This is a genomic window from Sphingomonas sp. (genome assembly GCF_036388435.1).
Classification (GTDB): Bacteria; Pseudomonadota; Alphaproteobacteria; order Sphingomonadales; family Sphingomonadaceae; genus Sphingomonas.
In genome coordinates this window covers 1-21963 of sequence record NZ_DASVRV010000052.1, presented here as the reverse complement: position 1 = coordinate 21963, position 21963 = coordinate 1, and the positions used below count along the sequence as shown (strand labels likewise).

General features: G+C 69.4%; 29 protein-coding genes. 14 read left to right on the top strand and 15 right to left on the bottom strand.

Annotated elements, in window-relative coordinates:
* The first annotated feature begins 51 nt into the window (after positions 1-51).
* The 5 genes from VF592_RS12650 (at position 52) to VF592_RS12630 (ending at position 5479) form a co-directional block, all read left to right on the top strand.
* Entirely contained in the window at positions 52-1116 is a 1065-nt protein-coding gene (locus VF592_RS12650; RefSeq protein ID WP_331005989.1) for a type III polyketide synthase, read from the top strand.
* Positions 1113-1793: a methyltransferase domain-containing protein gene (locus tag VF592_RS12645; protein WP_331005988.1), complete on the top strand. Its 681-nt coding sequence runs from the start codon at positions 1113-1115 to the stop codon at positions 1791-1793. Before VF592_RS12650 ends, VF592_RS12645 begins: the two co-directional genes overlap by 4 nt.
* Positions 1772-2860: an NAD(P)/FAD-dependent oxidoreductase gene (locus VF592_RS12640; protein ID WP_331005987.1), complete on the top strand. Its 1089-nt coding sequence runs from the start codon at positions 1772-1774 to the stop codon at positions 2858-2860. Before VF592_RS12645 ends, VF592_RS12640 begins: the two co-directional genes overlap by 22 nt.
* A 38-nt stretch (positions 2861-2898) precedes the next feature.
* Positions 2899-3294: a peptide-methionine (R)-S-oxide reductase MsrB gene (gene msrB / locus VF592_RS12635; protein ID WP_331006030.1), complete on the top strand. Its 396-nt coding sequence runs from the start codon at positions 2899-2901 to the stop codon at positions 3292-3294.
* A 67-nt stretch (positions 3295-3361) separates the two neighbouring features.
* Positions 3362-5479, top strand: a complete 2118-nt coding sequence (locus tag VF592_RS12630; protein WP_331005986.1) for a PBP1A family penicillin-binding protein — start codon at positions 3362-3364, stop codon at positions 5477-5479.
* On the opposite strand, the gene VF592_RS12625 is transcribed toward VF592_RS12630, so the two are convergent.
* The 3 genes from VF592_RS12625 to VF592_RS12615 are packed head-to-tail and all read right to left on the bottom strand — an operon-like array spanning position 5449 to position 7173.
* Positions 5449-6129 carry a M48 family metallopeptidase gene (locus tag VF592_RS12625; protein WP_331005985.1) on the bottom strand — a complete coding sequence of 227 codons (681 nt, stop codon included), beginning with the start codon at positions 6127-6129 and terminating at the stop codon, positions 5449-5451. The genes VF592_RS12630 and VF592_RS12625 overlap by 31 nt on opposite strands.
* Positions 6126-6557 carry a YcgN family cysteine cluster protein gene (locus VF592_RS12620; protein WP_331005984.1) on the bottom strand — a complete coding sequence of 144 codons (432 nt, stop codon included), beginning with the start codon at positions 6555-6557 and terminating at the stop codon, positions 6126-6128. The genes VF592_RS12625 and VF592_RS12620 overlap by 4 nt, the downstream gene beginning before the upstream one ends.
* A gap of 25 nt (positions 6558-6582) precedes the next feature.
* The gene (locus VF592_RS12615; protein ID WP_331005983.1) at positions 6583-7173 is read right to left on the bottom strand and encodes an SCO family protein; all 591 of its coding nucleotides are present in this window, start codon (positions 7171-7173) and stop codon (positions 6583-6585) included.
* Positions 7174-7249: 76 nt separating this feature from the next.
* On the opposite strand from VF592_RS12615, the gene VF592_RS12610 reads away from it, so the two are divergent.
* Positions 7250-7846, top strand: coding sequence for an ankyrin repeat domain-containing protein (locus tag VF592_RS12610; RefSeq protein WP_331005982.1), 597 nt, complete (start codon positions 7250-7252; stop codon positions 7844-7846).
* On the opposite strand, the gene VF592_RS12605 is transcribed toward VF592_RS12610, so the two are convergent.
* The 11 genes from VF592_RS12605 to VF592_RS12555 all read right to left on the bottom strand — a co-directional run bounded on the left by VF592_RS12605 (position 7843) and on the right by VF592_RS12555 (position 14811).
* Entirely contained in the window at positions 7843-8334 is a 492-nt protein-coding gene (locus tag VF592_RS12605) for an MmcB family DNA repair protein (protein WP_414714217.1), read from the bottom strand. The two genes, VF592_RS12610 and VF592_RS12605, sit on opposite strands and share 4 nt — an antisense overlap.
* Positions 8335-8478: 144 nt before the next feature.
* On the bottom strand, positions 8479-9084 hold the full coding sequence (locus tag VF592_RS12600; protein WP_331005981.1) for a cell wall hydrolase: 606 nt from the start codon (positions 9082-9084) through the stop codon (positions 8479-8481).
* A 209-nt stretch (positions 9085-9293) separates the two neighbouring features.
* Positions 9294-9632, bottom strand: a complete 339-nt coding sequence (locus tag VF592_RS12595; protein WP_331005980.1) for a DUF1491 family protein — start codon at positions 9630-9632, stop codon at positions 9294-9296.
* The gene (locus VF592_RS12590) at positions 9629-10084 is read right to left on the bottom strand and encodes a PaaI family thioesterase (protein WP_331005979.1); all 456 of its coding nucleotides are present in this window, start codon (positions 10082-10084) and stop codon (positions 9629-9631) included. Before VF592_RS12590 ends, VF592_RS12595 begins: the two co-directional genes overlap by 4 nt.
* Positions 10071-10538 carry a PTS sugar transporter subunit IIA gene (locus VF592_RS12585; RefSeq protein ID WP_331006028.1) on the bottom strand — a complete coding sequence of 156 codons (468 nt, stop codon included), beginning with the start codon at positions 10536-10538 and terminating at the stop codon, positions 10071-10073. Before VF592_RS12585 ends, VF592_RS12590 begins: the two co-directional genes overlap by 14 nt.
* A gap of 89 nt (positions 10539-10627) precedes the next feature.
* Positions 10628-11212, bottom strand: a complete 585-nt coding sequence (hpf, locus tag VF592_RS12580; protein ID WP_331005978.1) for a ribosome hibernation-promoting factor, HPF/YfiA family — start codon at positions 11210-11212, stop codon at positions 10628-10630.
* A gap of 13 nt (positions 11213-11225) precedes the next feature.
* The gene (gene dnaQ / locus VF592_RS12575; protein ID WP_331005977.1) at positions 11226-11924 is read right to left on the bottom strand and encodes a DNA polymerase III subunit epsilon; all 699 of its coding nucleotides are present in this window, start codon (positions 11922-11924) and stop codon (positions 11226-11228) included.
* Between the two features lie 10 nt (positions 11925-11934).
* Positions 11935-12525 (bottom strand): dephospho-CoA kinase, encoded by a 591-nt coding sequence (gene coaE, locus VF592_RS12570; protein ID WP_331005976.1) that lies wholly within the window; start codon positions 12523-12525, stop codon positions 11935-11937.
* A complete protein-coding gene (locus tag VF592_RS12565; protein ID WP_331005975.1) occupies positions 12522-13361 on the bottom strand; it encodes a shikimate dehydrogenase in 840 nt (279 codons plus the stop codon). The genes coaE and VF592_RS12565 overlap by 4 nt, the downstream gene beginning before the upstream one ends.
* A gap of 26 nt (positions 13362-13387) precedes the next feature.
* Positions 13388-13978 (bottom strand): nucleoside triphosphate pyrophosphatase, encoded by a 591-nt coding sequence (locus VF592_RS12560; protein ID WP_331005974.1) that lies wholly within the window; start codon positions 13976-13978, stop codon positions 13388-13390.
* Positions 13975-14811 (bottom strand): pyruvate, water dikinase regulatory protein, encoded by an 837-nt coding sequence (locus tag VF592_RS12555; protein ID WP_331005973.1) that lies wholly within the window; start codon positions 14809-14811, stop codon positions 13975-13977. Before VF592_RS12555 ends, VF592_RS12560 begins: the two co-directional genes overlap by 4 nt.
* 320 nt (positions 14812-15131) lie before the next feature.
* Here VF592_RS12555 and hemE point away from each other — a divergent pair, with 320 nt between their 5' ends.
* The 5 genes from hemE (at position 15132) to VF592_RS12530 (ending at position 19504) form a co-directional block, all read left to right on the top strand.
* Positions 15132-16175 carry a uroporphyrinogen decarboxylase gene (hemE, locus tag VF592_RS12550; RefSeq protein ID WP_331006027.1) on the top strand — a complete coding sequence of 348 codons (1044 nt, stop codon included), beginning with the start codon at positions 15132-15134 and terminating at the stop codon, positions 16173-16175.
* Positions 16176-16180: 5 nt separating this feature from the next.
* Positions 16181-16621, top strand: coding sequence for a CopD family protein (locus VF592_RS12545; protein ID WP_331005972.1), 441 nt, complete (start codon positions 16181-16183; stop codon positions 16619-16621).
* Between the two features lie 43 nt (positions 16622-16664).
* Entirely contained in the window at positions 16665-17225 is a 561-nt protein-coding gene (locus VF592_RS12540) for a Uma2 family endonuclease (protein WP_331005971.1), read from the top strand.
* 144 nt (positions 17226-17369) lie between these two features.
* On the top strand, positions 17370-18626 hold the full coding sequence (gene rho, locus VF592_RS12535; protein ID WP_331005970.1) for a transcription termination factor Rho: 1257 nt from the start codon (positions 17370-17372) through the stop codon (positions 18624-18626).
* Between the two features lie 179 nt (positions 18627-18805).
* A complete protein-coding gene (locus tag VF592_RS12530) occupies positions 18806-19504 on the top strand; it encodes a TerC family protein (protein WP_331005969.1) in 699 nt (232 codons plus the stop codon).
* Between the two features lie 34 nt (positions 19505-19538).
* Here VF592_RS12530 and VF592_RS12525 read toward each other — a convergent pair whose 3' ends face one another.
* A complete protein-coding gene (locus VF592_RS12525) occupies positions 19539-20234 on the bottom strand; it encodes a dienelactone hydrolase family protein (RefSeq protein ID WP_331005968.1) in 696 nt (231 codons plus the stop codon).
* Positions 20235-20332: 98 nt separating this feature from the next.
* Between VF592_RS12525 and VF592_RS12520 the strand changes: the two genes are divergently transcribed.
* The 3 genes from VF592_RS12520 to VF592_RS14315 form a co-directional block, all read left to right on the top strand.
* Complete coding sequence (locus VF592_RS12520; RefSeq protein ID WP_331005967.1) at positions 20333-20566, top strand: DUF6489 family protein; 234 nt, start codon at positions 20333-20335, stop codon at positions 20564-20566.
* Positions 20563-21840 carry a tRNA uridine-5-carboxymethylaminomethyl(34) synthesis GTPase MnmE gene (gene mnmE, locus VF592_RS12515; protein ID WP_331005966.1) on the top strand — a complete coding sequence of 426 codons (1278 nt, stop codon included), beginning with the start codon at positions 20563-20565 and terminating at the stop codon, positions 21838-21840. Before VF592_RS12520 ends, mnmE begins: the two co-directional genes overlap by 4 nt.
* Positions 21841-21897: 57 nt before the next feature.
* On the top strand, positions 21898-21963 hold a 66-nt coding region (locus tag VF592_RS14315; protein ID WP_414714220.1), incomplete at its 3' end, for an FAD-dependent oxidoreductase.

Genomic DNA, 21963 nt, shown 5'->3' with positions numbered 1-21963 from the left:
CACTTATCCGGACTGGCGCGTTGAAGGGGCTGGTTCCTCCGAGTTCTTCGCTTGACGCCCCATATCAACGCCGTCGGCACCGCCGTGCCTGCCCATGACATCCATGACGCGTTCATCGCCTGGGCGCGCACGCGCGTGTCGCCGCGCGAGCGGAAGCTGTTCGATCGCATGGCCGGCCGCGCGAGCATCCGTCACCGCTGGTCGGTGCTCCCCGAGACGTCGGTGGGCGGGTCGCCCGTCGACCCTGACGGCTTCTACCATGGCGAGCGTCCGGGCACCGCGCGGCGGATGGCGGTCTATGCCGAGGCGGCGCCGGACCTCGCATTGCGCGCGGTCGCCGCGCTCGGCGAGCGGGTGTCGCTCGCGGGGATCACCCATCTCGTGGTGGCGAGCTGCACCGGCTTCGTCGCGCCGGGGATCGACCAGATCCTTGCGCGACGATTGGAACTGGCGCCCTCGGTCGAGCGCCTGCTCGTCGGCTTCATGGGCTGTTACGCCGCGGTCGCGGCGCTGCGCAGCGCGCGCCACGTCGTCCGCTCCGACCCGGCCGCGCGCGTGCTCGTCGTGACGGTGGAGCTTTCGACGCTTCACCTGCAGGAGGTCGAGGCGCTCGAACCGTTGCTCGCGATGCTTCAGTTCGGTGACGGCGCCGCGGCGGCGCTGGTGACCGCCGAGCCGCGCGGCTTCGCGATCGACCAGCCTTTCGCGACGACCTTGCCCGATTCGGACGCGTTGATCCGCTGGAACATCACCGATCACGGTTTCGCGATGCACCTGTCCGGCGAGGTACCGGGGCGGATCGCCCAGGCACTGGGCGACCCCGATCTGGCGCGCGACGCGACGGGGGGACGACCGCCCGCATCCATCGATGGCTGGGCGGTCCATGCCGGCGGGCGATCGATCCTGGACGCGGTGCAGACCGCGTTTCGTCTGCCTGACGACGCGCTCGCCGTTTCGCGCGGCGTGCTCGCCGATTGCGGCAACATGTCTTCGGCGACGCTCATGTTCGTGCTTGCCCGGCTGCTCGACGGGCCGGCGGTGCGCGAGGGGCTGGCGCTCGCCTTCGGGCCGGGGCTGGCGGCGGAGGGCTTCGGCTTTCGGAGCGCCGCCGCGTGACGCTCGCCCGTCGCTCCACCGCCGACGAACTGATGGATGCCGACGACCTCGATCCCGCGGTCTATTCGGCACTGATCGGCGATCTGGCGCGGGTGAACAGCGCCACGATGGCCCGCCGGCCCACCCTCGCCTTTCTGAAGCGCGCGGTGCGGAATCGTCGGTTGCGCCTGCTCGATGTCGGCTTCGGCGACGGGGATATGCTGCGCAGCATTTCACGCTGGGCGGCGCGGCATGACGTCACCGCCGAGCTGGTCGGCGTCGATCTGAACCCGCGTAGCGCGCCCGCCGCGACGGCGCATACTCCCGCGACCATGCCGATCCGCTACGTCACCGGCGATTATGCCGATATGGGCGGCGATTGGGACGCGGTCGTTTCCAGCCTCGTCGCGCATCACATGACGCATCCGCAGCTCCTCGCCTTTCTGCGCTTCATGGAAGCCAATGCGCGTTGCTGGTTCGTCAACGACCTCCACCGCCACCGCTTCGCTCATGCGGGTTATCCGCTGCTCGCCATGCTGGCGCGCTGGCACCCGATCGTGCGCCACGATGGCCGCATCTCGATCGCCCGATCTTTTCGTCCTGCCGAGTGGCGTGACATTCTGGCGGAGGCGGGCGTCGACGGCGCGCGCATATTCCGTGCCTTTCCGTTCCGGCTATGCGTCGAACGCCTGCGCTGATCATCGGCGCCGGGCCGGCGGGAAGCGCGGCGGCGATCGGGCTGGCGCGCGCCGATTCACGTCCCGTGATCCTGGAGCGGACGCGCCAGACGGGTGACGCGCTGTGCGGCGGGTTTCTGAGCTGGCGGACGCTCGACCGTATCCGCGCGCTGGGGGTCGATCCCGACCGGCTGAGCCGGCGCCGGATCGGGCGCGTTCATGTTTTCGCGGGGACGCGCGAGGTGGAGGCCCCCCTGCCCTATCCGGCGCTCGCCGTGTCCAGGCGGACGCTCGACACGCTGATGCTCGCGGAGGCCGAGCGCGCGGGCGCGGGGGTGGAGCGCGGCGTCGCGGTGCGGAGCGCGGAGGCCGGCTCCGTCGTCCTGGCGGACGGGACGGTGATCGCGCCCGACGCGCTCTTCCTGGCGACGGGCAAGCACGATCTACGCGGGCTCGCCCGACCGACGCCGGGGCCGGGCGACGATCCGGCCTTGGGTATACGGGTGCGGCTCGCCCCCTCGGACGCGATGCGCCGCCGGATCGAGGATGCGATCGAGCTTCACCTGTTCGACCGTGGCTATGCCGGGCTCGCGGTGCAGGAGGACGGATCGGCCAATCTGTGCCTGGCGGTGCGACGCTCGCGGCTGCATGAGGCGGGGTCGCCCGAGGCGCTGCTCCGGGCCATCGCGGACGCGGCGCCCGCCTTTGGCGACCGGCTGGCGATGCGCGCGACGGGAAGCGGCATCGATGCGGTCGCCAACGTCCCCTATGGCTGGCGGATGCGCGAGGGGATGGCGGGGCTGTTCCGGCTGGGCGACCAGGCGGCGGTGATCCCGTCGCTGGCGGGCGAGGGCATGGGCATCGCGATCGCGAGCGGCTGTTCGGCGGCGGCCGCTCATGCCGGCGGCGGACCGATGGCGAGCGCGGCATGGCAGCGCCGCTTCGCCGCCCGGGCCGCGCGACCGATCCGCGTGGCCGGGCTGGTCCGCGATCTGGCGGAGGGACCGGTCGCGCCGGCCGCCCTGCCCTGGCTCGCGCGCGCGCCTTTCCTGATCCAGCTCATCGCGCGCGCGACCAGAATGGCGTGACCCTTGAACGCGACCGGAAGGAAGCCGAAATGAGCGGGATGGAACGCCTGACCCTGTCCGAAAACGAGTGGCGCAAGCGCCTCTCTCCCGAGCAATATCATGTGCTGCGCGAAGCGGGCACCGAGCGCGCTTTTTCCGGCCGCTACAACGACAACAAGGCCGATGGCGTCTATCGCTGCGCGGCGTGCCAGCTCGAATTGTTCGACAGCGCCGACAAATATGATTCGGGCTCGGGCTGGCCCAGCTTCACCCGCGCGATCGAGCCGGACCGGGTGAGCGACCATAAAGATGTCAGTCACGGCATGACGCGTACGGAAACGCGCTGCGCGCGGTGCGACAGCCATATGGGCCATGTCTTTCCCGACGGCCCGCCGCCCACCGGCCAGCGTTACTGCATGAATTCGGTGTCGCTGGAGTTCAAGCCGCGTAGCTGACCGCCCTCGGATCATGCGCGGCGTTCTTGCCGCGTTCAGGATGACCGGGTAATCCTGCGCCGCATCCATGGCAGCGCGCACCCCTCAGCCCCGGCGTTCGCCGAAACCCCGGCATTCTCCCTGGCGCCGCCGCATCGTCCGCACCTTCCAAGTGCTGGTCGCCTTGGGCGTGCTGGCGCTCGGCGCGCTCGTTATCGCGGTCTATGTCACGCGGTCGCAGCTTCCCAGCTTCGACCAGCTTCGATCGTCCCCCAATGGGCAGATGATCCGGGTCCATGCCGCCGACGGATCGATCCTGGTGTCGCTCGGGCCGAGTTACGGTCAGTGGCTTCCCTATGGTCAGATCCCGCAGGTGATGCGCGACGCGACCGTGTCGGTCGAGGATCGGCGCTTCCGTAATCATCCCGGTGTCGACCCGATCGGGCTCGCGCGCGCCGCCAAGGTACGCTGGGAGCGCGGACGGTGGACGCAAGGGGGATCGACGATCACCCAGCAGCTCGCGCGCAACGTCTTCCTGTCGAGCCAGAAGAAATTCGGACGCAAATTCCGCGAATGGATCCTGGCGCTGGCGATGGAGCGCAAATTCTCCAAGAACCAGATCCTCGAACTATATCTGAACAAGGTCTACTATGGCGGTGGCGCCTACGGCATCGACGCCGCCAGCCGTCGCTTCTTCGGGCATGGCGCGGGACAGTTGAGCCTGTCGGAGGCGGCGGTGATCGCCGGGCTGGTTAAGGCACCTTCCAACTATTCCCCCACCGCCGATGCGGAGGCCGCGCAGGGCCGCGCGGGCGTGGTGCTTCAGACCATGGTCGAGACGGGAGCGATCACCGCGGCGGAGGCCGCCGATGCCGACCCGCAGGAACTCAAGCTGGAGCCCGCGCCGCGCCAGAACAGCGTGCGCTATTTCACCGACTGGGCGCTGCCCCAGCTCGACCTGCTGATCGACGAACAGGACGCGCCGCTCGATGTGTGGACGACGCTCGACCCCGCGATGCAGCGCGCCGCCGATGCCGCCATCCGCGCGCAGACGCCGACGGGCACGCAGGGGGCGCTGGTCTCGCTCGACCGCGACGGCGCCGTGCGGGCGATGGTCGGCGGCAAGGATTATGTGTCCTCGATCTACAACCGCGCGACCCAGGCGCAACGCCAGCCGGGTTCGGCGTTCAAGCTGTTCGTCTATCTCGCCGCGCTGGAAAATGGGCACAAGCCCGAGGACTCGGTGATCGACGAGCCGGTGACGATCGAGGGGTGGAGCCCGCGCAACGATTCCCGGCGCAATTCGGGCGCGGTGACGCTGCGGACCGCCTTCGCCTATTCGCTCAACACGATCGCGGCCAAGCTGGGCCAGGAGGTCGGTTTCTCGACGGTGGCTGACATGGCGCGGCGGTTCGGGATCACCACCCCGGTCAACACCCATCCGTCCATGGTGCTCGGCACCTCGAACGTCCGGCTGATCGACATGACCCGCGCCTTCGCCTCGGTCGCCTCGAAGGGCATCGCCGTCGTGCCCTATGGCATCACGCGGGTGAGCGCGGACGGGGAGACGATCTACCGCCACGAGGTCGATCGCAGCCGCGTCCTCGTCGCGCCCTATGTGGCCGCGCAGATGACCGACCTGCTCCAGACCGCCGTCAATGCCGGCACAGGCCGCGAGGCGCAGATCGGCCGCCCCGTCGCGGGCAAGACCGGCACGACCAGTTCGGCCAAGGACGGCTGGTTCCTGGGCTTTTCGAGCGGGCTGACCACGGGCGTGTGGATGGGGCGCGACAATGCGCGGCCGGTCGCCGGTTTGTCGGGCGGCCGCGCCCCGGCGCGCGCCTTCGCCCAGTTCATGCGCGCGGCCGTCGCCAAGCGCCCGATCGAGCAGTTCGAGACCGAGGTGACGCTCCCGGAATGGCAGCTCGAACCCGATGAGGAGAGCTATTTCGGAGCCCCCGACAATCAGATGTTCGTCGACGAGAACGGCGACCCTTTGGCGATCGATGGCGAGACCCCCGCAGCCCCGGCGGCGCCCGACTTCGAGCCGCGCCCCGCGCCGCCCGAGGAGGAAGCCGAGTCGCCCCAGCGCTTCGACCAGGACTGGATCGACCGGGCGACGGGCCGCGACGAACGGCCGCGACGCCCCGCGCCGCGGGTCGAGGTGCCGCGCGACTATGACGAGGAAGAGCGCCCGATCCAGTGAAGTCCCGCCCCGTGCGTGCGCAGCCAGGCGCGCGCGGGCGTCGGATCCTCCTCCAGCAGGTCCCGCACCAGCGCGTGAAAAGCGGGGCCGTGATCCATATGGACGCGGTGCGCGACCTCGTGCGCGACGGTGGCACGGCGCACCCAGCCGGGGGCGAGGACCAGCCGCCAGCTATAGCGGATCGCCCCGCTGCCCGAGCAACTGCCCCAGCGCCCGCGCGGGTCGCCGACCATGACCTTGGCGACGCTTACCCCTGCCTTGGCCGCGAACTCGGTCGTCTCGCGGGTCAGCAGGTCGAGGCTCGCGCGCCTGAGCCAGGCCTCGACGCGGCGGGCCAGCGTCTCGGGCGGCCCCTCCCCCACCAACCGGTAGCCGTCGCGGGTCAGGGTGCGACGCGAACCAGGTCGCCACAGCAGCTCCAGCCGCTCGTCCGCGACCTCGATCGCCGCGCCGGAGACGAAAGGTCGCGCCTGTGGCAGCCCGGCGCGTTGCTCGTCGAGCCATTGGCTCTTGCCGCGCGCCCAGGCGAGCGCCGGTTTCAGCGCCGCGCGGGCGGGGAGCACCAGCCGCGCGCGCCCGCTCGCCGGATCGAAGGTGAGCCGCGCCCGCCTGGCGCGGGGATGCCGCACGACCTCGAACGTGTCGCTCACAGGTCGCGGTCGACCAGATGATGCTCCAGGTCGCCCGCCACGTCCTCGCTGATCGTCCAACCGCGTACCGACTGGCCCGCGCGGTGGACCGCTTCACGGTCGCCCGAGTTGAGGTGATGCCAGTCGGGCAGCGGCTCGTCGTTGGCGCGCAGGCGATAGGCGCAGGTCGACGGCAGCCAGTCGATCCCATGGACGTTGGCGGGGGTGAGCCGCACGCATTCGGACACATAGGCGCGGCGGTGCTTGTAGTTCGAACACAGTCCGGTGCGCCCGTCGAGCAGGCGGCAGGCGACGTTGGTGGCGAGGAGCTCCCCCGTCTCCTCGTCCTCGAGCTTGTGGATGCAGCATTTCCCGCACCCGTCGCACAATTGCTCCCATTGCGCGCGGTCGAGCCGGTCGAGCGGCGTATCCTCCCAGAAGCGCGTCATCGGACCCCTCCAAGCGCGCGGCGCGTCATCGGACCCACCGCGCCAGTTCGGCCGCGACCGCGTCGGCGCTCTTGTCGGCGGGCAGCAGCGCCACGGGACGACCTTGCGGGTCCATGAGGTAGGTGACCCGCTGATGATCCATCAGATAGCCGCCGCCGGGGGCGGGATCACCCTTGCTGTAATAGACGGCATAGCTTTTCGCGACGCGCGCGATCGCGTCCCCGCTGCCGGTCAGGCCGATCATGCGGGGGTGAAAGGCGTCGGTGAAGGCTTTGAGCACCTGGGGCGTGTCGCGCGCGGGATCGACCGTTACGAACACCGGCGTCACCCGCGCGCCACGATCGGGGTCCTCCGCCTCGAAGCGCTTGAGCCCCGCCCCGATGTTCCGCGCGTCGGTCGGGCAGATGTCGGGGCAGAAGGTGTAGCCGAAATACATGATGCGCCACTTTCCGGTCAGGTCGCGGTCGGTCGTCGCGCGGCCATTCTCGTCGGTCAGCGCGAAGGGGCCGCCGATGCGGGCACCGGCAAGCGGCGGCTGCTCGGGCGGGGTCGCGGCGCCGCACCCGGCGAGCAGCAACGCCAGCCCGGCGGCCGCCAAGGTCGAGCGAATATTCATGACGAAGCCAGCCTTGATCTGTTAGCGGCGGGTGAGCAAGTCACCTGTTCGGCCAATCTATCCGGGATCCCGCGCGATGTCGCCAAGAGCCTTTCTCCCCGCCATGCTGCTGCTCGCCATCGCCGTTCCCGCCGGGGCGCAGCAGCAGTCGGAAAGCTACAAGTTCCTGCAGGCGGTGCGCGACGCCAAGGGCAATGACGTGCTCGCGATCCTCGATCGCCCGGGCGCGAACATCATCAACACGCGCGACGTGGGTAGCGGCGAGACCGCCCTCCATATCGTCGCACGGCGCGGCGACGAGGTGTACCTGCGCTATCTGCTGCAGAAGGGTGCCGACCCCAATGTGCGCGACGGGCGCGGGGATACCCCGCTCCTGCTGGCGGTGACGGCCGGTCATGCCGGGCTGATCCCGGTGCTGGTGGCGGGACGCGCCAATGTGAATCTGGGCAATGGCGGGGGTGAGACGCCGCTGATCCGCGCGGTACAGCGTCGCGACGTCACGACCGCGCGCCTGTTGCTGACGGCGGGCGCCGATCCCGACCAGACGGACAATGTCGCGGGCATGTCCGCGCGCGATTATGCGCGCCGCGACGCGCGCAACCCGGCGTTGGCCAAATTGCTCGCGGAGGCGCCCAAGCGCGCGCGCGGCGCGATGTCGGGACCCAAGCTCTAGCTGGTATAGGCGTCGGGATCGGTGAGCGCGAGCATGCGCCGCGCCGCGCGCCTGGCGAAGGACAGGGTACAGCGTTTGCGCACATGCGCGGCGAGCGCCTCGGTCGACGCCTCGCGGACGATCTCCGCATCATACTGATCGGCGACGATCACGCCCGTGCGGTGCGGCAGAAAGGCGGGGGCATCGAGCGGCGCCGTGTCGAACCCGGCGGGCAAGGCCCAGTAATAGCGATCGCACTGACCCAGATAGTCGGGCCATTTGCCGTCCCCGAGCAGATCGGCGCGCGACACCTTGATCTCGACGATGACGATCCGTCCCCTGGCGTCGATCGCCATCAGGTCGGCGCGACGGCCATTGTCGAGCGGCACCTCCGCCATCGCGGTCAGGTCGTGCCGGTGGAGCATCCGCGTGACCCCGCGCGCGACGTCGGCGGCGCAGAGCGTTCCGGTCGCGGGGTCGAGGCAGGAGAGGGGCGGTTCCTTCAGCACCGGAGCCGGATAGGAACAGGCGTAGAACAAGGCAAGAGACTTGGGGGATGCGTCGCGGCGAAGCCGCGCCGTCGGTCGTAGCGATGCTAGCCCGGCCGGGCTTGGGCGGGTCCTGCGCCAAGGTGGCGCCGCCCGCCCTGCGTGTCACCGATAAAAGATATGATTCCCGATCAGCGCGACTTTGGTCAACCGGCCGGGCAGACCGACCTTGCGACCGTTGAAGAACAGCGCATCGGGCGCGGGGCTCTTCCACGCGGAGGCCAGGGCGACCTTGGCGACCGCTTCGGCGGTGCGATACATGCGGTTCACCGCGTCGACGCTGGGCAGGACGCCACGGCGGACGAAGGAGAATTGCCCGCGCTGTTTGACGACGCCGCAGACATCGGCGGCGAAGCGCCCCGACTTGGCGCGGTTCAGCACGACGTTCGCGACCGCGAGCTGGCCGGCGAGCGGCTCGCCCTTGGATTCGAAATAGATGGTGGTGGCGAGGCAGCGAAGCGCCTCGGCATTGTCGGTCTCGCCGGCGGCATGGGCGGCGACCGCGTGGTCGAGCGAGGTGAAGGTCGCAGGCGCCGGTTTCGGCGCGGCGGATGCTTCGGGATCAAGCGTCGGAAAAACCGTGGGAACCGGCGTCTGGGCCGGGGCGTTGATGGCGGGTGTGGTGAGAGAGGTGGTCAGCGCGGGCCGGTCGAGTTCGGCGGCGTTGGTGATGGTGCTGGTGGACATCAGGCCACCAAGGGCGAGGGTCATGACCGCAAACGTGGCGGCGCGTTGAAGGATCGTCACTGGTCGTCACAAATATGCGGTTGGTTCGCGAACCGGCGGCGTGGCTTGAGCTTCGCAAGCCTGCGCGCCGGTCCTGGATTGCCCCCCGACTGCGTAACCGCCACCGTATCGCACACGGGTTCGGCACAACGCTTATTTCGATGATGCCGCCCTTGCCCAGGGTGACGGGAGCGTCAATCGCCACCCAGCGTTTCAGCGGCGAACCGTTCCGCGTCCGGGATGTCCAGTTCGATCACCCACAGATCGGGGTCGCGCGCGCGGCGCTTGCGCCAATATTCCTCGACCGACTCCGGGGAGGCGCCGGTCGGAGTCGACTCGATCGACTCCGATGCGCCCGACGCGCCGAGCCCGCGCTCGAACAGCCGCGTCGTCCCGTCGCGCGCGCGCGTCAGGAGCAGGAGCGCGCCCGCCTGTGGGTCGCCCCTGGCGCGCACCACCGCGAAGCCGCCCGCATCGTTGACGCGCCGGATCAGCGCGCTGGCGACGACCGAGGCGGGCAGGCGTCCGTTCACGCCGTCCGATAGCCGGGGAGCGTCGCGAGCGGGATGCGCGAGCGCATGAAGGTTCCCGTGCCGCGCGCGACCTCCTCCCCGCCGGCGTCGAGCAGCCGGGCGTCGGCGTTGAAGACGCGGCGGCGTCCGTTGGTCCAGCGTCCCTCGGCGATGACGGGGCCGACGCCGAGCGGCTGGGTGAACAACAGGGTGAAGGCGGTCGTCAGCAGAAAACGGTCGGTGACCAGGCTGTTGGCGGCGTAAAAGGCGGCATCGTCGAGCATCTTGAAATAGCTGGTGCCGTGAACGGCGCCGGCGGCGTGGAAATGGCGCTCGTCGAGGGTGAAGCGGATGCGGGCCAAGCCCCCCGACTCGATCTCCAGCGTCGAATCGAACAGCTTGTTGATCGGCGCCGCGGCGTAGAGCGACTCCAGCGCGCGGTAATGCGCGGCCTCTCCCTCAGGCCGCGTCACGGGCCTCGTCCGTCGTGAACAGCGCGAACAGTGCGTCGCGCGACCCGGCGCCGCGCAGCTTGGCGAGGAAGCGGGCGTCGCGCAGCGTGCGCGAGACGCGGGCCAGCGCCTTCAGATGATCGGCGCCCGCGTCGACCGGTGACAGCAGCAGGAAGATCAGGTCGACGGGCAGGTCGTCGACCGCCTGATACTCGACCGGATGGGCGAGCCGGGCAAAGGCGCCGACGATCTGGGTCAGTCCCTCGACGCGGCCGTGCGGGATGGCGACGCCGTGGCCGAAGCCGGTCGAGCCCAGTCGCTCCCGCTCGCCCAGCCGATCGGCGACGAGACGCGGGTCGAGTCCGACCTGCGGGGCGACGAGCGCCGCCATCGCCTGAAGCAGCGCCTTCTTGCCGCTGCTCGCCAGGTCGAAGGCGACGGCATCGGGCCGCAACAAGTCGCTCAGATCGGACATGGGGTCGTTGGTCATCCCGTCGCGCCATAGGCCGCAATTCGGCCGCCGGCGCGGCGGCCCTTAGCGCGACGGGACCCGTTGCGGAAGCGTCAGGCGCCGTGCGGTTCCACCCAGCCGATCGTGCCGTCGCCGCGCCGATAGACCATGTTGTAATCGCCCGTTCCCGAATTCTTGAACAACAGGGCGGCGGTGTTGCGCAGATCGAGCATCATCACCGCGTCGCCGACACTGGCGTCGGGCACGTCGACCCGCGTCTCCGCGACGATCAGCGGGGCGTCGGGAACTTCCTCCTCGTCGACATGGGGTTCCTGGAACAGGGTGTAACGGGCATTGTCGTAGGCGCCCGCCTCGGCGACCTCGACCGTCTCGAGGGCATGATGGTCCTTGAGGCGACGGCTATAGCGGCGAAGCTGTTTCTCGAGGTGATCGGCGGCGCCGTTGAAGGCGACGTGCGCGTCCTGGGCCTGGTGGCGGCCCTTGAGCACGAGCCCGCGGGTGACATGGGTGGCGATGGCGCAGGTGAAGCCATGGTCGTGCGGCCCCTTGCCGAACGTCGTGTCGGACGAGATGGCGCGGGTGAAATATTTGGCCGCGATCGCCTGGAGACGGTCCTCGACATGGGTCTTGAGCGCGTCGCCCACCTCGACCTGGTGGCCCGATACCCGAATCTCCATCAACCTACTCCGTTCATGTTGTCACTGCTGCGTCGTCCTTCCCCCAAAGGGGATCGGCGAGGGTGGAGATGAACGCGCGATGCGCGGCAAGTTCTCCCGCCCCAAGCTCGAAAACTCTGGCGGGCCGGGCGATACGGGGCCGATCGGCGACGAGCGGAGCGGCGGCGGCGGGCTGGTCGGCGAGCAGCCCCAGGCCGATCTGGCGACCGCCCGTCAGCTCGACATAGACCTGCGCGAGCAGCTGCGCGTCGAGCAGCGCGCCGTGAAGGACACGGTGCGAGCGGTCGATCCCGAAGCGCGAGCAAAGCGCGTCCAGACTATGCTTGGCGCCGGGATGACGGACGCGCGCCATGGGCAGCGTGTCGACCATGCGGTCGAGCGGGATGAGCGGGCGCCCGCATTTCCCCAGCTCGCCGTTGAGAAAGCCGAAATCGAACGTGGCGTTGTGTGCGACGAGCGGCGCGTCGCCCAGGAATTCGAGCAGCTCGTCGGCGCGGGTGTGGAAAAGCGGCTTGTCCGACAGGAAGGCGTCGGTCAGCCCGTGCACCGCCGCCGCCTCGGGCGGCATGGCGCGTTCGGGGTGATGATAGGCGTGGAAGCTGCGCCCGGTCTCGACGCGGTTGACCAATTCGATGCAGCCGATCTCGACGAGGCGGTCGCCCCGGGAAAAATCGAAGCCGGTGGTTTCGGTGTCGAAGACGATCTCGCGCATGGGGGCGATATCAGCCTTTGCCGGCCAGCAAGCAAGCGACGACGCGGGCGACGGCGGCGCGGGTCTCGTCCGGCGGCACGTCCGTCGCGATCACGAAATCGGCGCGGGCGCGCTTGGCGGCGTCGGGAAGCTGGCGGGCGAGGATGGCGTCGAGCCTGGCCGGGGTCATGCCGGGTCGGGCGAGGACGCGCGCGCGCTGGATTTCTGGCGCGGCGGAGACGACGACGACCTTGTCGACCCGCGCCTCGCCGCCCGTCTCGAACAACAGCGGGATATCGAACAGGACGATCGGCGCCCCCCGATGGTCGGCGAGAAAGGCGGCGCGTTCCTCGCCCACGGCGGGATGGACGATCGCTTCGAGCCGCTTCATCGCCGCGTCGTCACCCAGCACCGCCTCCGCCAACGCGGTGCGGTTCACGCCCGCCTGGCCGGTGGTCGAGGGAAAGGCGGCCTTGATCGCGGCGACGACGCGGCCGGCGGGGCCCTGGAGCCGGTGGACGGCGGCATCGGCGTCGAAGACGGGCACGCCCTTGTCGGCGAACATCGCGGCGACCGTCGACTTGCCCATGCCGATCGAGCCGGTGAGGCCGACCGTGATCATGCCGTCAGCAGCTCGCGCAGTTCGTCGTCGCGCTCGCGCGGCGGCTCCATGCCGAAGAGCAACTCGAAGGCGAGGGCGGCCTGGCCGACGAGCATCTCGAGCCCGTCGACGGTTTCCAGCCCGCGGTCATTGGCCTGGGCCAGAAGATCGGTCTCCAGCGGGGCGTAGACCAGATCATAGACGACCGCGTCATCGGGCAGCGTCGACAGGTCGAGATCGAGCGGGGGATGGCCGGCCATGCCGAGCGCGCTGGCATTGACCAGCAGGGCGGCGGGCGGGACAGGGGCGGATAGGGGCAGGGCGCGGCCCTTGAGCCTGAAGGCGGACAAAAGCGCGGCCCCCTTGAGCGGACTGCGGTTGAGGATCGTGACCGGGCCGACCTCCATCTTCGCCAACGCGAAGAGCACCGCGCGGGCGGCGCCGCCGGCCCCGATCACCACCGCCGGCCTGTCGGCGAAGTCGAACCCGGCGATCGGCGCGTAGAAACCGCCGGCGTCGGTATTGGCGCCGATCAGCGCGCCGTCCGGCGCGCGCATCGCCAGGTTGATCGCGCCGATGGTGGCGCGGACGTCGCCCCGGTCCTCCACATGGTCGAGCGCGGCGAGCTTGTGGGGAATGGTGACGTTGCAGCCGCGCCAGTGCGGATCGGCGCGGCGGCTCGCGAAGTAGGCGGGAAGATCGTCGGACACGACGCGGGTGGCGCGATAATCGGCGTCGAGGCCGAGCGCATTTATCCAGAAGCCGTGGATGAGCGGCGATTTGGAGTGGGCGATCGGGTCGCCGATCACCTCGGCATAGGGACGGCCGGATGCGTGGCCGGATGCGTGGAAGGTCACTGGAAGGTCATGCCTGGAACGGCCGGTCACCGGGGCATGACCGACCGGGTGCGCAGATAATCGAGCACGGGCAGGAGCGGCAGGCCGAGCACGGTGAAATGCGATCCCTCGATGCGGTCGAACAATTGCACGCCCGGTCCCTCCACGCGGTAGCAGCCGACGCATCCCGCGATCGCCGGCCATTCCGCGTCGAGATAACGCCGGATGAAGCCGTCGGACAGCGGGCGGACATGCATCGTCGCCGCCTCGACATGACGCCAGACGGGGCGACCGCCCTCCGCCACGACCGCCGCGCTCCAGAGGCGGTGGACGCGCCCCGACATGAGGGCGAGATGGTCGGCCGCCTGTTCGCGGCTTTCGGGTTTGTCGAGCAGCGTGCCGTCGTCGAGCGCGACCAGCGAATCCGACCCCAGCACCAGCGCGTCGGGACAGCGGAGCGACAGCTTCACCGCCTTGAGCTCCGCCAGCGCGTCCGCCAGGTCGCGGGGGCGCTCCCGGCCGAGCGCGGCCTTGGCGGCGTCCTCGTCCACCTGCGGGCTCATCGCCTCGAACGGCACCCCGGCCGCGGCGAGCATCGCCCGGCGCGAGGCCGAGCCCGAGGCGAGGATCAGGGTCATGCGCGGCCTTCCCGGCGATCGTCGCCCGCGTCGCGATCGTTCAGCAGGGCGATGACGGCCGCCGCGGTTTCCTCGATCGAGCGGCGGGTGACGTCGATCACCGGCCAGCCATTGTCGGCGAACATCCGCCGCGCAAAGGCGATCTCGCGGGATACCGACTCCTGCTCGACATAGCTCGTCTCGGTCGCCTGGTTCAGGGACAACAGACGGTTGCGGCGGATGGCGATCAGACGGTCGGCGCTGGTGGTGAGGCCGACGATCAGCGGGTGCTTGAGTTCGTACAAGGCGCGGGGCGGGGGCGATTCGACCACCACGGGGATGTTGGCGACCTTGTAGCCGCGATTGGCGAGATAGATGGAGGTCGGGGTCTTGGAGGAGCGGCTGACGCCGGCCAGCATGATGTCGGCTTCCTCCCATTCGTCCTGGCCGATGCCGTCGTCATGCGCGATGGTGAACTGGATCGCGTCCACCCGCGCGAAATAGGCGGCGTCGAGGACGTGCTGGCGACCCGGCCGTGCCTTGGCCTGCTGGCCGAGCAGCGCCGACAACGCGTCGTTGACGGGATCGAGCGGAGCGACCGCGGGAAGCCCCAGCGTCCGGCAGCGCTGTTCGAGCGTCCGCCTGGTCGCGGCGTTGACCAGGGTGAAGATGACGAGCCCGGGATTTTGCGCGATCTCCTGAAGGATGCGCTCCAGATGCGCCTCGGTGCGGACCATCGGCCAGAAATGCCGAACGGTGTCGACCGCGTCATATTGGGCGAGCGCGGCCTTGGCGATGTTCTCGAGCGTTTCGCCGGTCGAGTCCGACAGGAGATGCAGATGGAGGCGCGTCACTTGAGCATCATGTGGGGGTCGGGACCGATCTGTGGATAAGCCGGGGGACGACGGGTAGCGGAACCGGCCGCTCGCGCCAAGCGAGCGATGGGCGGTGGACAAGCGCCCGTCGGTCCACATGCCCGCCCACAGGTGGATCGATCGTCCACTGCCTGTGGGTAACGGGGACGAGAAGCGGACTCGCCCGGATATGCGTGTGGACAACCCGGCGCGGCTGTTGGCAAATCGGGGACGGGCGCTTAATCCCCGTGCCCAACGCGCCCACTATCACCACAACCCTTTTCAAGATTCTTCTTTAGTGAAGAAGAGAGGCTCCCGCCCTGTCGACGCCCGTTGAAGCCCCCTATGGCGCGAAACCGCTGCTCGGCGTCCTCAAGGGTCGACGGCTCGACATCCCTCCCATGTGGCTGATGCGGCAGGCGGGGCGCTACCTGCCCGAATATCGCGCGCTCAGGGCGGAGAAGGGCGGCTTCCTGGCGCTCGCCACCGATCCCGAAGCGGCGGCGGAGGTGACGCTGCAGCCGATCCGTCGGTTCGGGTTCGACGGGGCGATCCTGTTCTCCGACATCCTGATGGTGCCCTGGGCATTGGGGCAGGATCTGAGCTTCGGGGTGGGCGAGGGGCCACGTCTGACGCCGCGGCTGGTCGACACGGCGCTGGGAATGCTGGAGCGGGCACCAGGGCGGCTGGAGCCGGTCTATGCGACCGTGGCGCGGGTCGCGGGGGCCCTGCCGCCCGAGACGACGTTCCTGGGCTTTGCGGGCTCTCCCTGGACCGTGGCGACGTACATGGTGAACGGGTCGGGATCGAAGGATCAGGGCGAGACGCGGTCCTTCGCCTATGCCGACGAGCAAGCATTCGGGGAGATCATCGACGCGATCGTCGAGCTGACGGTCGAGTATCTCGCGCGGCAGATCGAGGCTGGCGTGGAAGCGGTACAGCTGTTCGACAGCTGGGCGGGATCGCTGTCGCCCGAACAATTCGACCGCTGGGTGATCGAGCCCAACGCCCGGATCGTGGCCCGCCTGCGGGAGCGGTGCCCGGAGGCGCCGATCATCGGTTTTCCAAAAGGCGCGGGGGCCAAGCTGGCCGCTTATGCCGCGGGGGTCGCGCCCGACGCGATCGGGCTGGACGAGACGGTCGATCCGGTCTGGGCGGACGCGGTGCTGCCGACGGGGATGCCGGTGCAGGGCAATCTCGATCCGCTGGTGCTGCTGACCGGCGGCGACGCGCTCGACCGCGGGGTCGCGCGCGTGCTGGCGGCCTTTCCCGAGCGGCCCCATATATTCAATCTGGGCCATGGCATCGGCCAGCACACGCCGATCGCGCATGTCGAGCGGCTGATCGCGCGGGTGCGGGGATAGCGGGCATGTGGGAGCGGTTGCTGGTGGCGTATGACTGGATCAAGGCGGCGCATCTGATCTTCGTGATCTTCTGGATGGCCGGGCTGTTCGCGCTACCGCGCTACCTCGTCTATCATCAGGAGAATTTGGCGGACGCCGCCGACGCCGCGCGCTGGGTGGAGCGCGAGGGTAAGCTGCGCCGCATCATCCTGACCCCGGCGATGGTCGTGGTGCTGGTGCTGGGCGCGGTGCTGGCGACGATGTCGGGCGCCTGGAGCCAAGGGTGGATGCACGGCAAGCTGCTCTTCGTGCTGCTGCTGACGGGCTATCATGGCTGGGCGGTCGGCTATGCGCGCAAGCTGGCGGCGGGGCGGGCGACGGTGTCGAACAAGACGCTCAGACTGCTCAACGAGGTGCCCGCGCTGCTGATCGCGCTGATCGTCGTGCTGGTGGTGGTCAAGCCTTGAGCGGCGGCTTCCCCGTCGCCGCCGATTGACGTAAGGTCCTCGGATGGCGGCGCAACCCGATCTCACCTTGCTGACGGCGGAGCAATTCCTGGGGATCGAATGGGGTTCGGACATCAAGGCCGAGCTCGACAATGGCGTGATCCGCATGATGGCGGGGGGCACGCGCGCCCATGCGCGGGTGCAGATGAACCTGTATCGTTTTTTGGGCGGTGCGCTGCGTGGGTCGGGATGCCGGCCCTTCGGGTCGGACATGGCGGTCAGGACGCATGACCTGTCGGTGCGTTATCCCGACATGTCGGTGGACTGCCACGGCGATGCCGCGAGTGAGGACGAGGAAAAGACGCTACGCGATCCGCGCGTCGTGATCGAGATCCTGTCGCCGACGACGCGACGCCAGGACGAGGGCGTCAAGCTCAACGAATATCGCGCTCTGGGGGGCATCGACACGATCGTCTTCATCGACCCGGTCGCCGAACGGCTCCGGGTGCTGCAACGGACGGGGCCGGACGCCTGGTCCGACCGGACCCATCCGGCGCCCGCCGACCTCCATCTCCCCGCGCTCGGGCTGGTCGTTCCGCACGCCGAGATCTTCGCGCGGGACTGAGCGCCGCCTTGACGGGCAGCGGCCTTCCCCTTAGGTCGCCGTTGTAACCGCAGGCGGGTCCTCCGCCTCGCGCGCCTCCAGCTTCGTATCACGCGACCCTTCGCGATCCCGAGCTTTCCCCGATCCCCTGTCGGCAGACCCCCCATGCATCTCAAAGACTTGAAATCGAAAAAGCCCGCCGAACTGGTGAGCATGGCCGAGGAGCTCGGCGTCGAGGGCGCCTCGACGCTGCGCAAGCAGGACCTGTTGTTCGCGATCCTGAAGGTTCAGGCGGACAATGGCGACGAGATCATGGGGCTGGGCACCATCGAGGTACTGCCCGACGGCTTCGGGTTCCTGCGTTCGCCGGAATCCAACTATCTGGCGGGGCCCGACGACATCTATGTCTCGCCCAACCAGGTGCGCAAATTCGGGCTCAGGACCGGCGACACGGTCGAGGCCGAGATCCGGGGCCCCAAGGACGGCGAGCGGTATTTCGCGCTGGTGCGGCTGGTGTCGGTCAATTTCGACGATCCCTCGGCGGTCAAGCACCGGGTCAATTTCGACAATCTGACCCCGCTCTATCCCGAAGAGAAGCTGACGCTCGATCAGATCGACCCGACGGTCAAGGACAAGTCGGCGCGGGTGATCGACATCGTCGCGCCCCAGGGCAAGGGCCAGCGCGCGCTGATCGTGGCGCCGCCCCGGGTCGGCAAGACGGTGCTGCTCCAGAACATCGCCAAGGCGATCACCGACAATCATCCCGAAGTGTTTCTGATCGTGCTGCTCATCGACGAGCGGCCCGAGGAGGTCACCGACATGCAACGCAGCGTCAAGGGCGAGGTCGTGTCCTCGACCTTCGACGAGCCCGCGACGCGCCATGTGCAGGTGGCCGAGATGGTGATCGAGAAGGCCAAGCGGCTGGTCGAGCACAAGCGCGACGTGGTGATCCTGCTCGACTCGATCACGCGTCTCGGTCGCGCCTACAACACCGTCGTGCCCAGCTCGGGCAAGGTGCTGACGGGCGGCGTCGACGCCAATGCACTCCAGCGGCCCAAGCGCTTCTTCGGCGCGGCGCGCAACATCGAGGAAGGCGGGTCGCTCTCGATCATCGCCACCGCGCTGATCGACACGGGCAGCCGGATGGACGAGGTGATCTTCGAGGAGTTCAAGGGTACGGGCAATTCGGAGATCGTGCTCGACCGCAAGGTAGCCGACAAGCGCATCTTCCCCGCGCTCGACGTGGGCAAGTCGGGCACCCGCAAGGAGGAGCTGCTGGTCGACAAGGCCAAGCTGTCCAAGATGTGGGTCCTGCGCCGCATCCTGATGCAGATGGGGACGATCGACGCGATGGAGTTCCTGCTCGACAAGATGAAGGATTCGAAGTCGAACGAGGTGTTCTTCGACAGCATGAACCAGTGACGAGCCGCGGCCTGCGCCACGCTGGCGCGGGACTCGCGGCCGTCCGGCCGGCGTAGCTTCAGCTACGACCGACGACGCCGCTTTGCCGCGGCGCGATCCCCATTCGGAAAGAAGCGGGACCCGGATCAAGTCTGGGGACGGGGGTTTCACCGTTCCCGCATAGCCTCTAAGCGAAACCCATGATCCTCGCCCTGCTCACCGCCGCGGCCACGGCCGCCGCGCCCACCCTGTCCGAGATGTGGCAGCTCGCCCTCTCCGACTTCGCCAACATCACCGAAGCCTCGCGCCTGGCCGCGTTCGGGCAGGTGCTGCTGATCGACATCGTGCTGGCGGGCGACAATGCCATCGTCGTCGGCGCGCTGGCGGCCGGGCTGCCCGACGAGCAGCGCAAGAAGGTCATCCTGATCGGCATCATCGCCGCGCTGGTGCTGCGGATCGGCTTCGCGCTGATCGCGACCTGGCTGCTGGGCATCGTCGGGCTGATCTTCGCGGGCGGGCTGTTGTTGCTATGGGTGTCGTGGAAGATGTGGCGCGAGCTACACCATAGCGGCCAGGCGCAGGACGGCATCGACAATGTCCGTCCCGCGCGCAGCTTCGCGGGCGCGGCCTGGGCGGTGGCGCTGGCCGATGTGTCGATGAGCCTCGACAACGTGCTGGCGGTCGCGGGTGCGGCGCGCGAGCATCCGGGCATCCTGATCATCGGGCTGGTGCTGTCGGTGGCGCTGATGGGCCTCGCGGCCAACCTGATCGCGCGGTATATCGAGCGCTATCGCTGGATCGCCTATGTCGGGCTGATCGTGATCGTCTATGTCGCGGGCAAGATGATCTATGACGGGGTGATCGACCCCCAGGTCGGGATCACCACGCTGTTCGCGTGATCCCCACGAAGTAATAGTTCGTGGGGCCCCCGATTCAGGCGAGGTGCCTTGCGAAGAAGTCGGCGGTGCGCTCGTCGGCCAGCCGCGCGGCCTCTTCGGACCGGCGCCTGCCGCCTTGGGCGGCAAAGCCGTGGTCCTCGCCGGGATAGTCGTGGATGGTCACGCGGGGATGATCGTCCAGCCCCGCATGGATCGCTGCCTGCGCGTCCTTGCCGACGAAATGATCCTCGCCGGCGATGTGGAGCAGCAGCGGTTTGGCGACGGCGTGCTTCTCGCCGAGCAGCCCCTCCAGTCCGACGCCGTAATAGCCGACCGAGGCGTCCACATCGGTGCGCGCGGCGGTCATATAGGCGAGACGCCCGCCCAGGCAGTAGCCGACCACGCCCACCTTGCCGCCGCCGATCAGCGCGCGGACGGCGCGGATCGTCGCCTCGATATCGGCCACGCCGAGCGCCTGGTCGAATCGTCCCATCAGCCCGAGCGCGCGCTGGAATTCCGGTTCCACATCGGGATCGAGCTGGACGCCGGGCTCCAGGCGCCAGAACAGGTCGGGCGCGACCGCCAGATAGCCCGCCCGCGCCAGCGCGTCGCATTTGGCGCGGATGCCGGCATTGACCCCGAAAATCTCCTGGATGACGACCACCGCCGCGCGGGGCGTCTCGCCGGGCTGGGCCAGATAGGCGTCGAACCGGCCCGAGCCGTCCGGGGTGTCGATCGTCAGGCTGGTCATGGCGGGCTCCGGTGATGGATGTTGCGGGGCGCCCGCCTTCACGGGCATGGTGCGCGCTCTCCATGCCGGGATGCCCGGCGCCGCTCAAGGGGCCGATCATGAAAGTCACCATCGACATCGACCTGACCCCCGAAGAGGCGCGGCGGGCGATGGGCCTGCCCGACCTGACCCCGCTCCACGACCGCTACGTCGCGCGGCTGGGCGACATGATCGAGGGCGGGGTCAAGCCGGAGATGCTGGAAGGAATGCTGAAAAGCTGGGCGCCGATGGGCGAGGCCGGCATGACCTTCTGGCGGCGGTTGTTCGAGGCGGGAGGCAAGCCGACCCAGTGACGGACGGAGCGAACGACACGATCTTCGCGCTGTCGAGCGGACGGCCACCGGCGGCGATCGCGGTGATGCGGGTGAGCGGGCCGGGGGCACTGGATGCCGCGCGCGCGCTGGCGGGGCGATTGCCCGAGGCGCGGCGGGCCGGGTTGCGGCCGCTGCGCGACGCCGAGGGCCTGCTGCTCGACCGGGCATTGCTGCTGGTCTCCCCCGGCCCGGCGAGCGCGACCGGCGAGGATCTGGTCGAATTGCACCTCCATGGCGGACGGGCAGTGGTGGCGGCGGTCGAACGCGCGCTGGCGGCCCAGGGCCTGCGCGGCGCGGAGGCGGGGGAGTTCACCCGGCGCGCGCTGACCAATGGTCGGATCGATCTGGCGCAGGCGGAGGGCCTGGCGGACCTGCTCCAGGCCGAAACCGAGGCGCAGCGCGTCCAGGCGATCGGCGCGGTCGAGGGCGCCGTCGGCGCGGTGGTGGGCGAATGGACCGCCCGCGTGCTCGCGCTGTCGGCGCAGTTGGAGGCGGCGATCGATTTTGCGGACGAGGATGATGTCGCGGTCGATCCGCACGGGATTACCGAGGCGGTCGCCGGGCTCCGCGACGAGATGGCGGAGATGCTCGCCCGCCCATCGGTGGAGCGGCTGCGCGACGGGGTGCGCGTGGTGCTGACCGGTCCCCCCAATGCGGGCAAGTCGACCCTGCTCAACCTGCTTAGCGGCCGCGAGGCGGCCATCGTGTCGCCGGTCGCGGGGACGACGCGCGACGTGGTCGAGGCGCCGGTCGTGCGTGAGGGCGTCGCCTATCTGCTGTCCGACACGGCGGGGCTGGTGGACGACACGGCGGACGCGATCGAGGCGATCGGGGTTCAACGCGCGCGGGTGGCGGCGGAGCGCGCCGACCTGCTGCTGTGGCTGGGGGACGATCCGCCCCCGACGGGCGCGATCTGGGTATGGGCGCGGGCCGACGCGCCGGGGCGCGGCGACCCGCCGGCCGGGGTGGATATCATCACCGCCAGCGAACGACCCGACAGCATCGCGGCGCTGTGGCGGCTGATCGGGGAGCGCGCGACGGCGTTGCTCCCCAGGGCGGACCTGCCGGCGTTCAACGCCCGGCAGCGCGCGCTGGTCAAGGAAGGCATGGGGGAGCTGGTCGGGGATGCCGACCCGCTGATCCTGGCCGAGCAGCTGCGGCGTGCGCGCGTCGCATTGGCGCGGGTGACCGGGGCGGATGCGACCGAGGCTATGCTCGACGCGCTGTTCGGACGCTTCTGCATCGGCAAATAGGGTGTTCCACGTGGAACAGTTTTGACCTTCATCCCTCGCTTAACTAGGCCGGGGAGCATGAGCGACGTGATCGTCATCGGTGGTGGACATGCGGGCGTCGAGGCGGCGCTGGCGAGCGCGCGT

Coding starts and splice junctions, on each gene's coding strand:
- VF592_RS12640 (WP_331005987.1), top strand. CDS start 1,772: ATGCGTCGAACGCCTGCGCTGATCATCGGCGCCGGGCCGGCGGGAAGC.
- msrB (WP_331006030.1), top strand. CDS start 2,899: ATGGAACGCCTGACCCTGTCCGAAAACGAGTGGCGCAAGCGCCTCTCT.
- VF592_RS12630 (WP_331005986.1), top strand. CDS start 3,362: ATGGCAGCGCGCACCCCTCAGCCCCGGCGTTCGCCGAAACCCCGGCAT.
- VF592_RS12620 (WP_331005984.1), bottom strand. CDS start 6,557: ATGACGCGCTTCTGGGAGGATACGCCGCTCGACCGGCTCGACCGCGCG.
- VF592_RS12615 (WP_331005983.1), bottom strand. CDS start 7,173: ATGAATATTCGCTCGACCTTGGCGGCCGCCGGGCTGGCGTTGCTGCTC.
- VF592_RS12610 (WP_331005982.1), top strand. CDS start 7,250: ATGTCGCCAAGAGCCTTTCTCCCCGCCATGCTGCTGCTCGCCATCGCC.
- VF592_RS12600 (WP_331005981.1), bottom strand. CDS start 9,084: ATGACCCTCGCCCTTGGTGGCCTGATGTCCACCAGCACCATCACCAAC.
- VF592_RS12585 (WP_331006028.1), bottom strand. CDS start 10,538: ATGTCCGATCTGAGCGACTTGTTGCGGCCCGATGCCGTCGCCTTCGAC.
- hpf (WP_331005978.1), bottom strand. CDS start 11,212: ATGGAGATTCGGGTATCGGGCCACCAGGTCGAGGTGGGCGACGCGCTC.
- dnaQ (WP_331005977.1), bottom strand. CDS start 11,924: ATGCGCGAGATCGTCTTCGACACCGAAACCACCGGCTTCGATTTTTCC.
- coaE (WP_331005976.1), bottom strand. CDS start 12,525: ATGATCACGGTCGGCCTCACCGGCTCGATCGGCATGGGCAAGTCGACG.
- VF592_RS12560 (WP_331005974.1), bottom strand. CDS start 13,978: ATGACCCTGATCCTCGCCTCGGGCTCGGCCTCGCGCCGGGCGATGCTC.
- VF592_RS12545 (WP_331005972.1), top strand. CDS start 16,181: ATGTGGGAGCGGTTGCTGGTGGCGTATGACTGGATCAAGGCGGCGCAT.
- VF592_RS12540 (WP_331005971.1), top strand. CDS start 16,665: ATGGCGGCGCAACCCGATCTCACCTTGCTGACGGCGGAGCAATTCCTG.
- rho (WP_331005970.1), top strand. CDS start 17,370: ATGCATCTCAAAGACTTGAAATCGAAAAAGCCCGCCGAACTGGTGAGC.
- VF592_RS12530 (WP_331005969.1), top strand. CDS start 18,806: ATGATCCTCGCCCTGCTCACCGCCGCGGCCACGGCCGCCGCGCCCACC.
- VF592_RS12525 (WP_331005968.1), bottom strand. CDS start 20,234: ATGACCAGCCTGACGATCGACACCCCGGACGGCTCGGGCCGGTTCGAC.
- VF592_RS12520 (WP_331005967.1), top strand. CDS start 20,333: ATGAAAGTCACCATCGACATCGACCTGACCCCCGAAGAGGCGCGGCGG.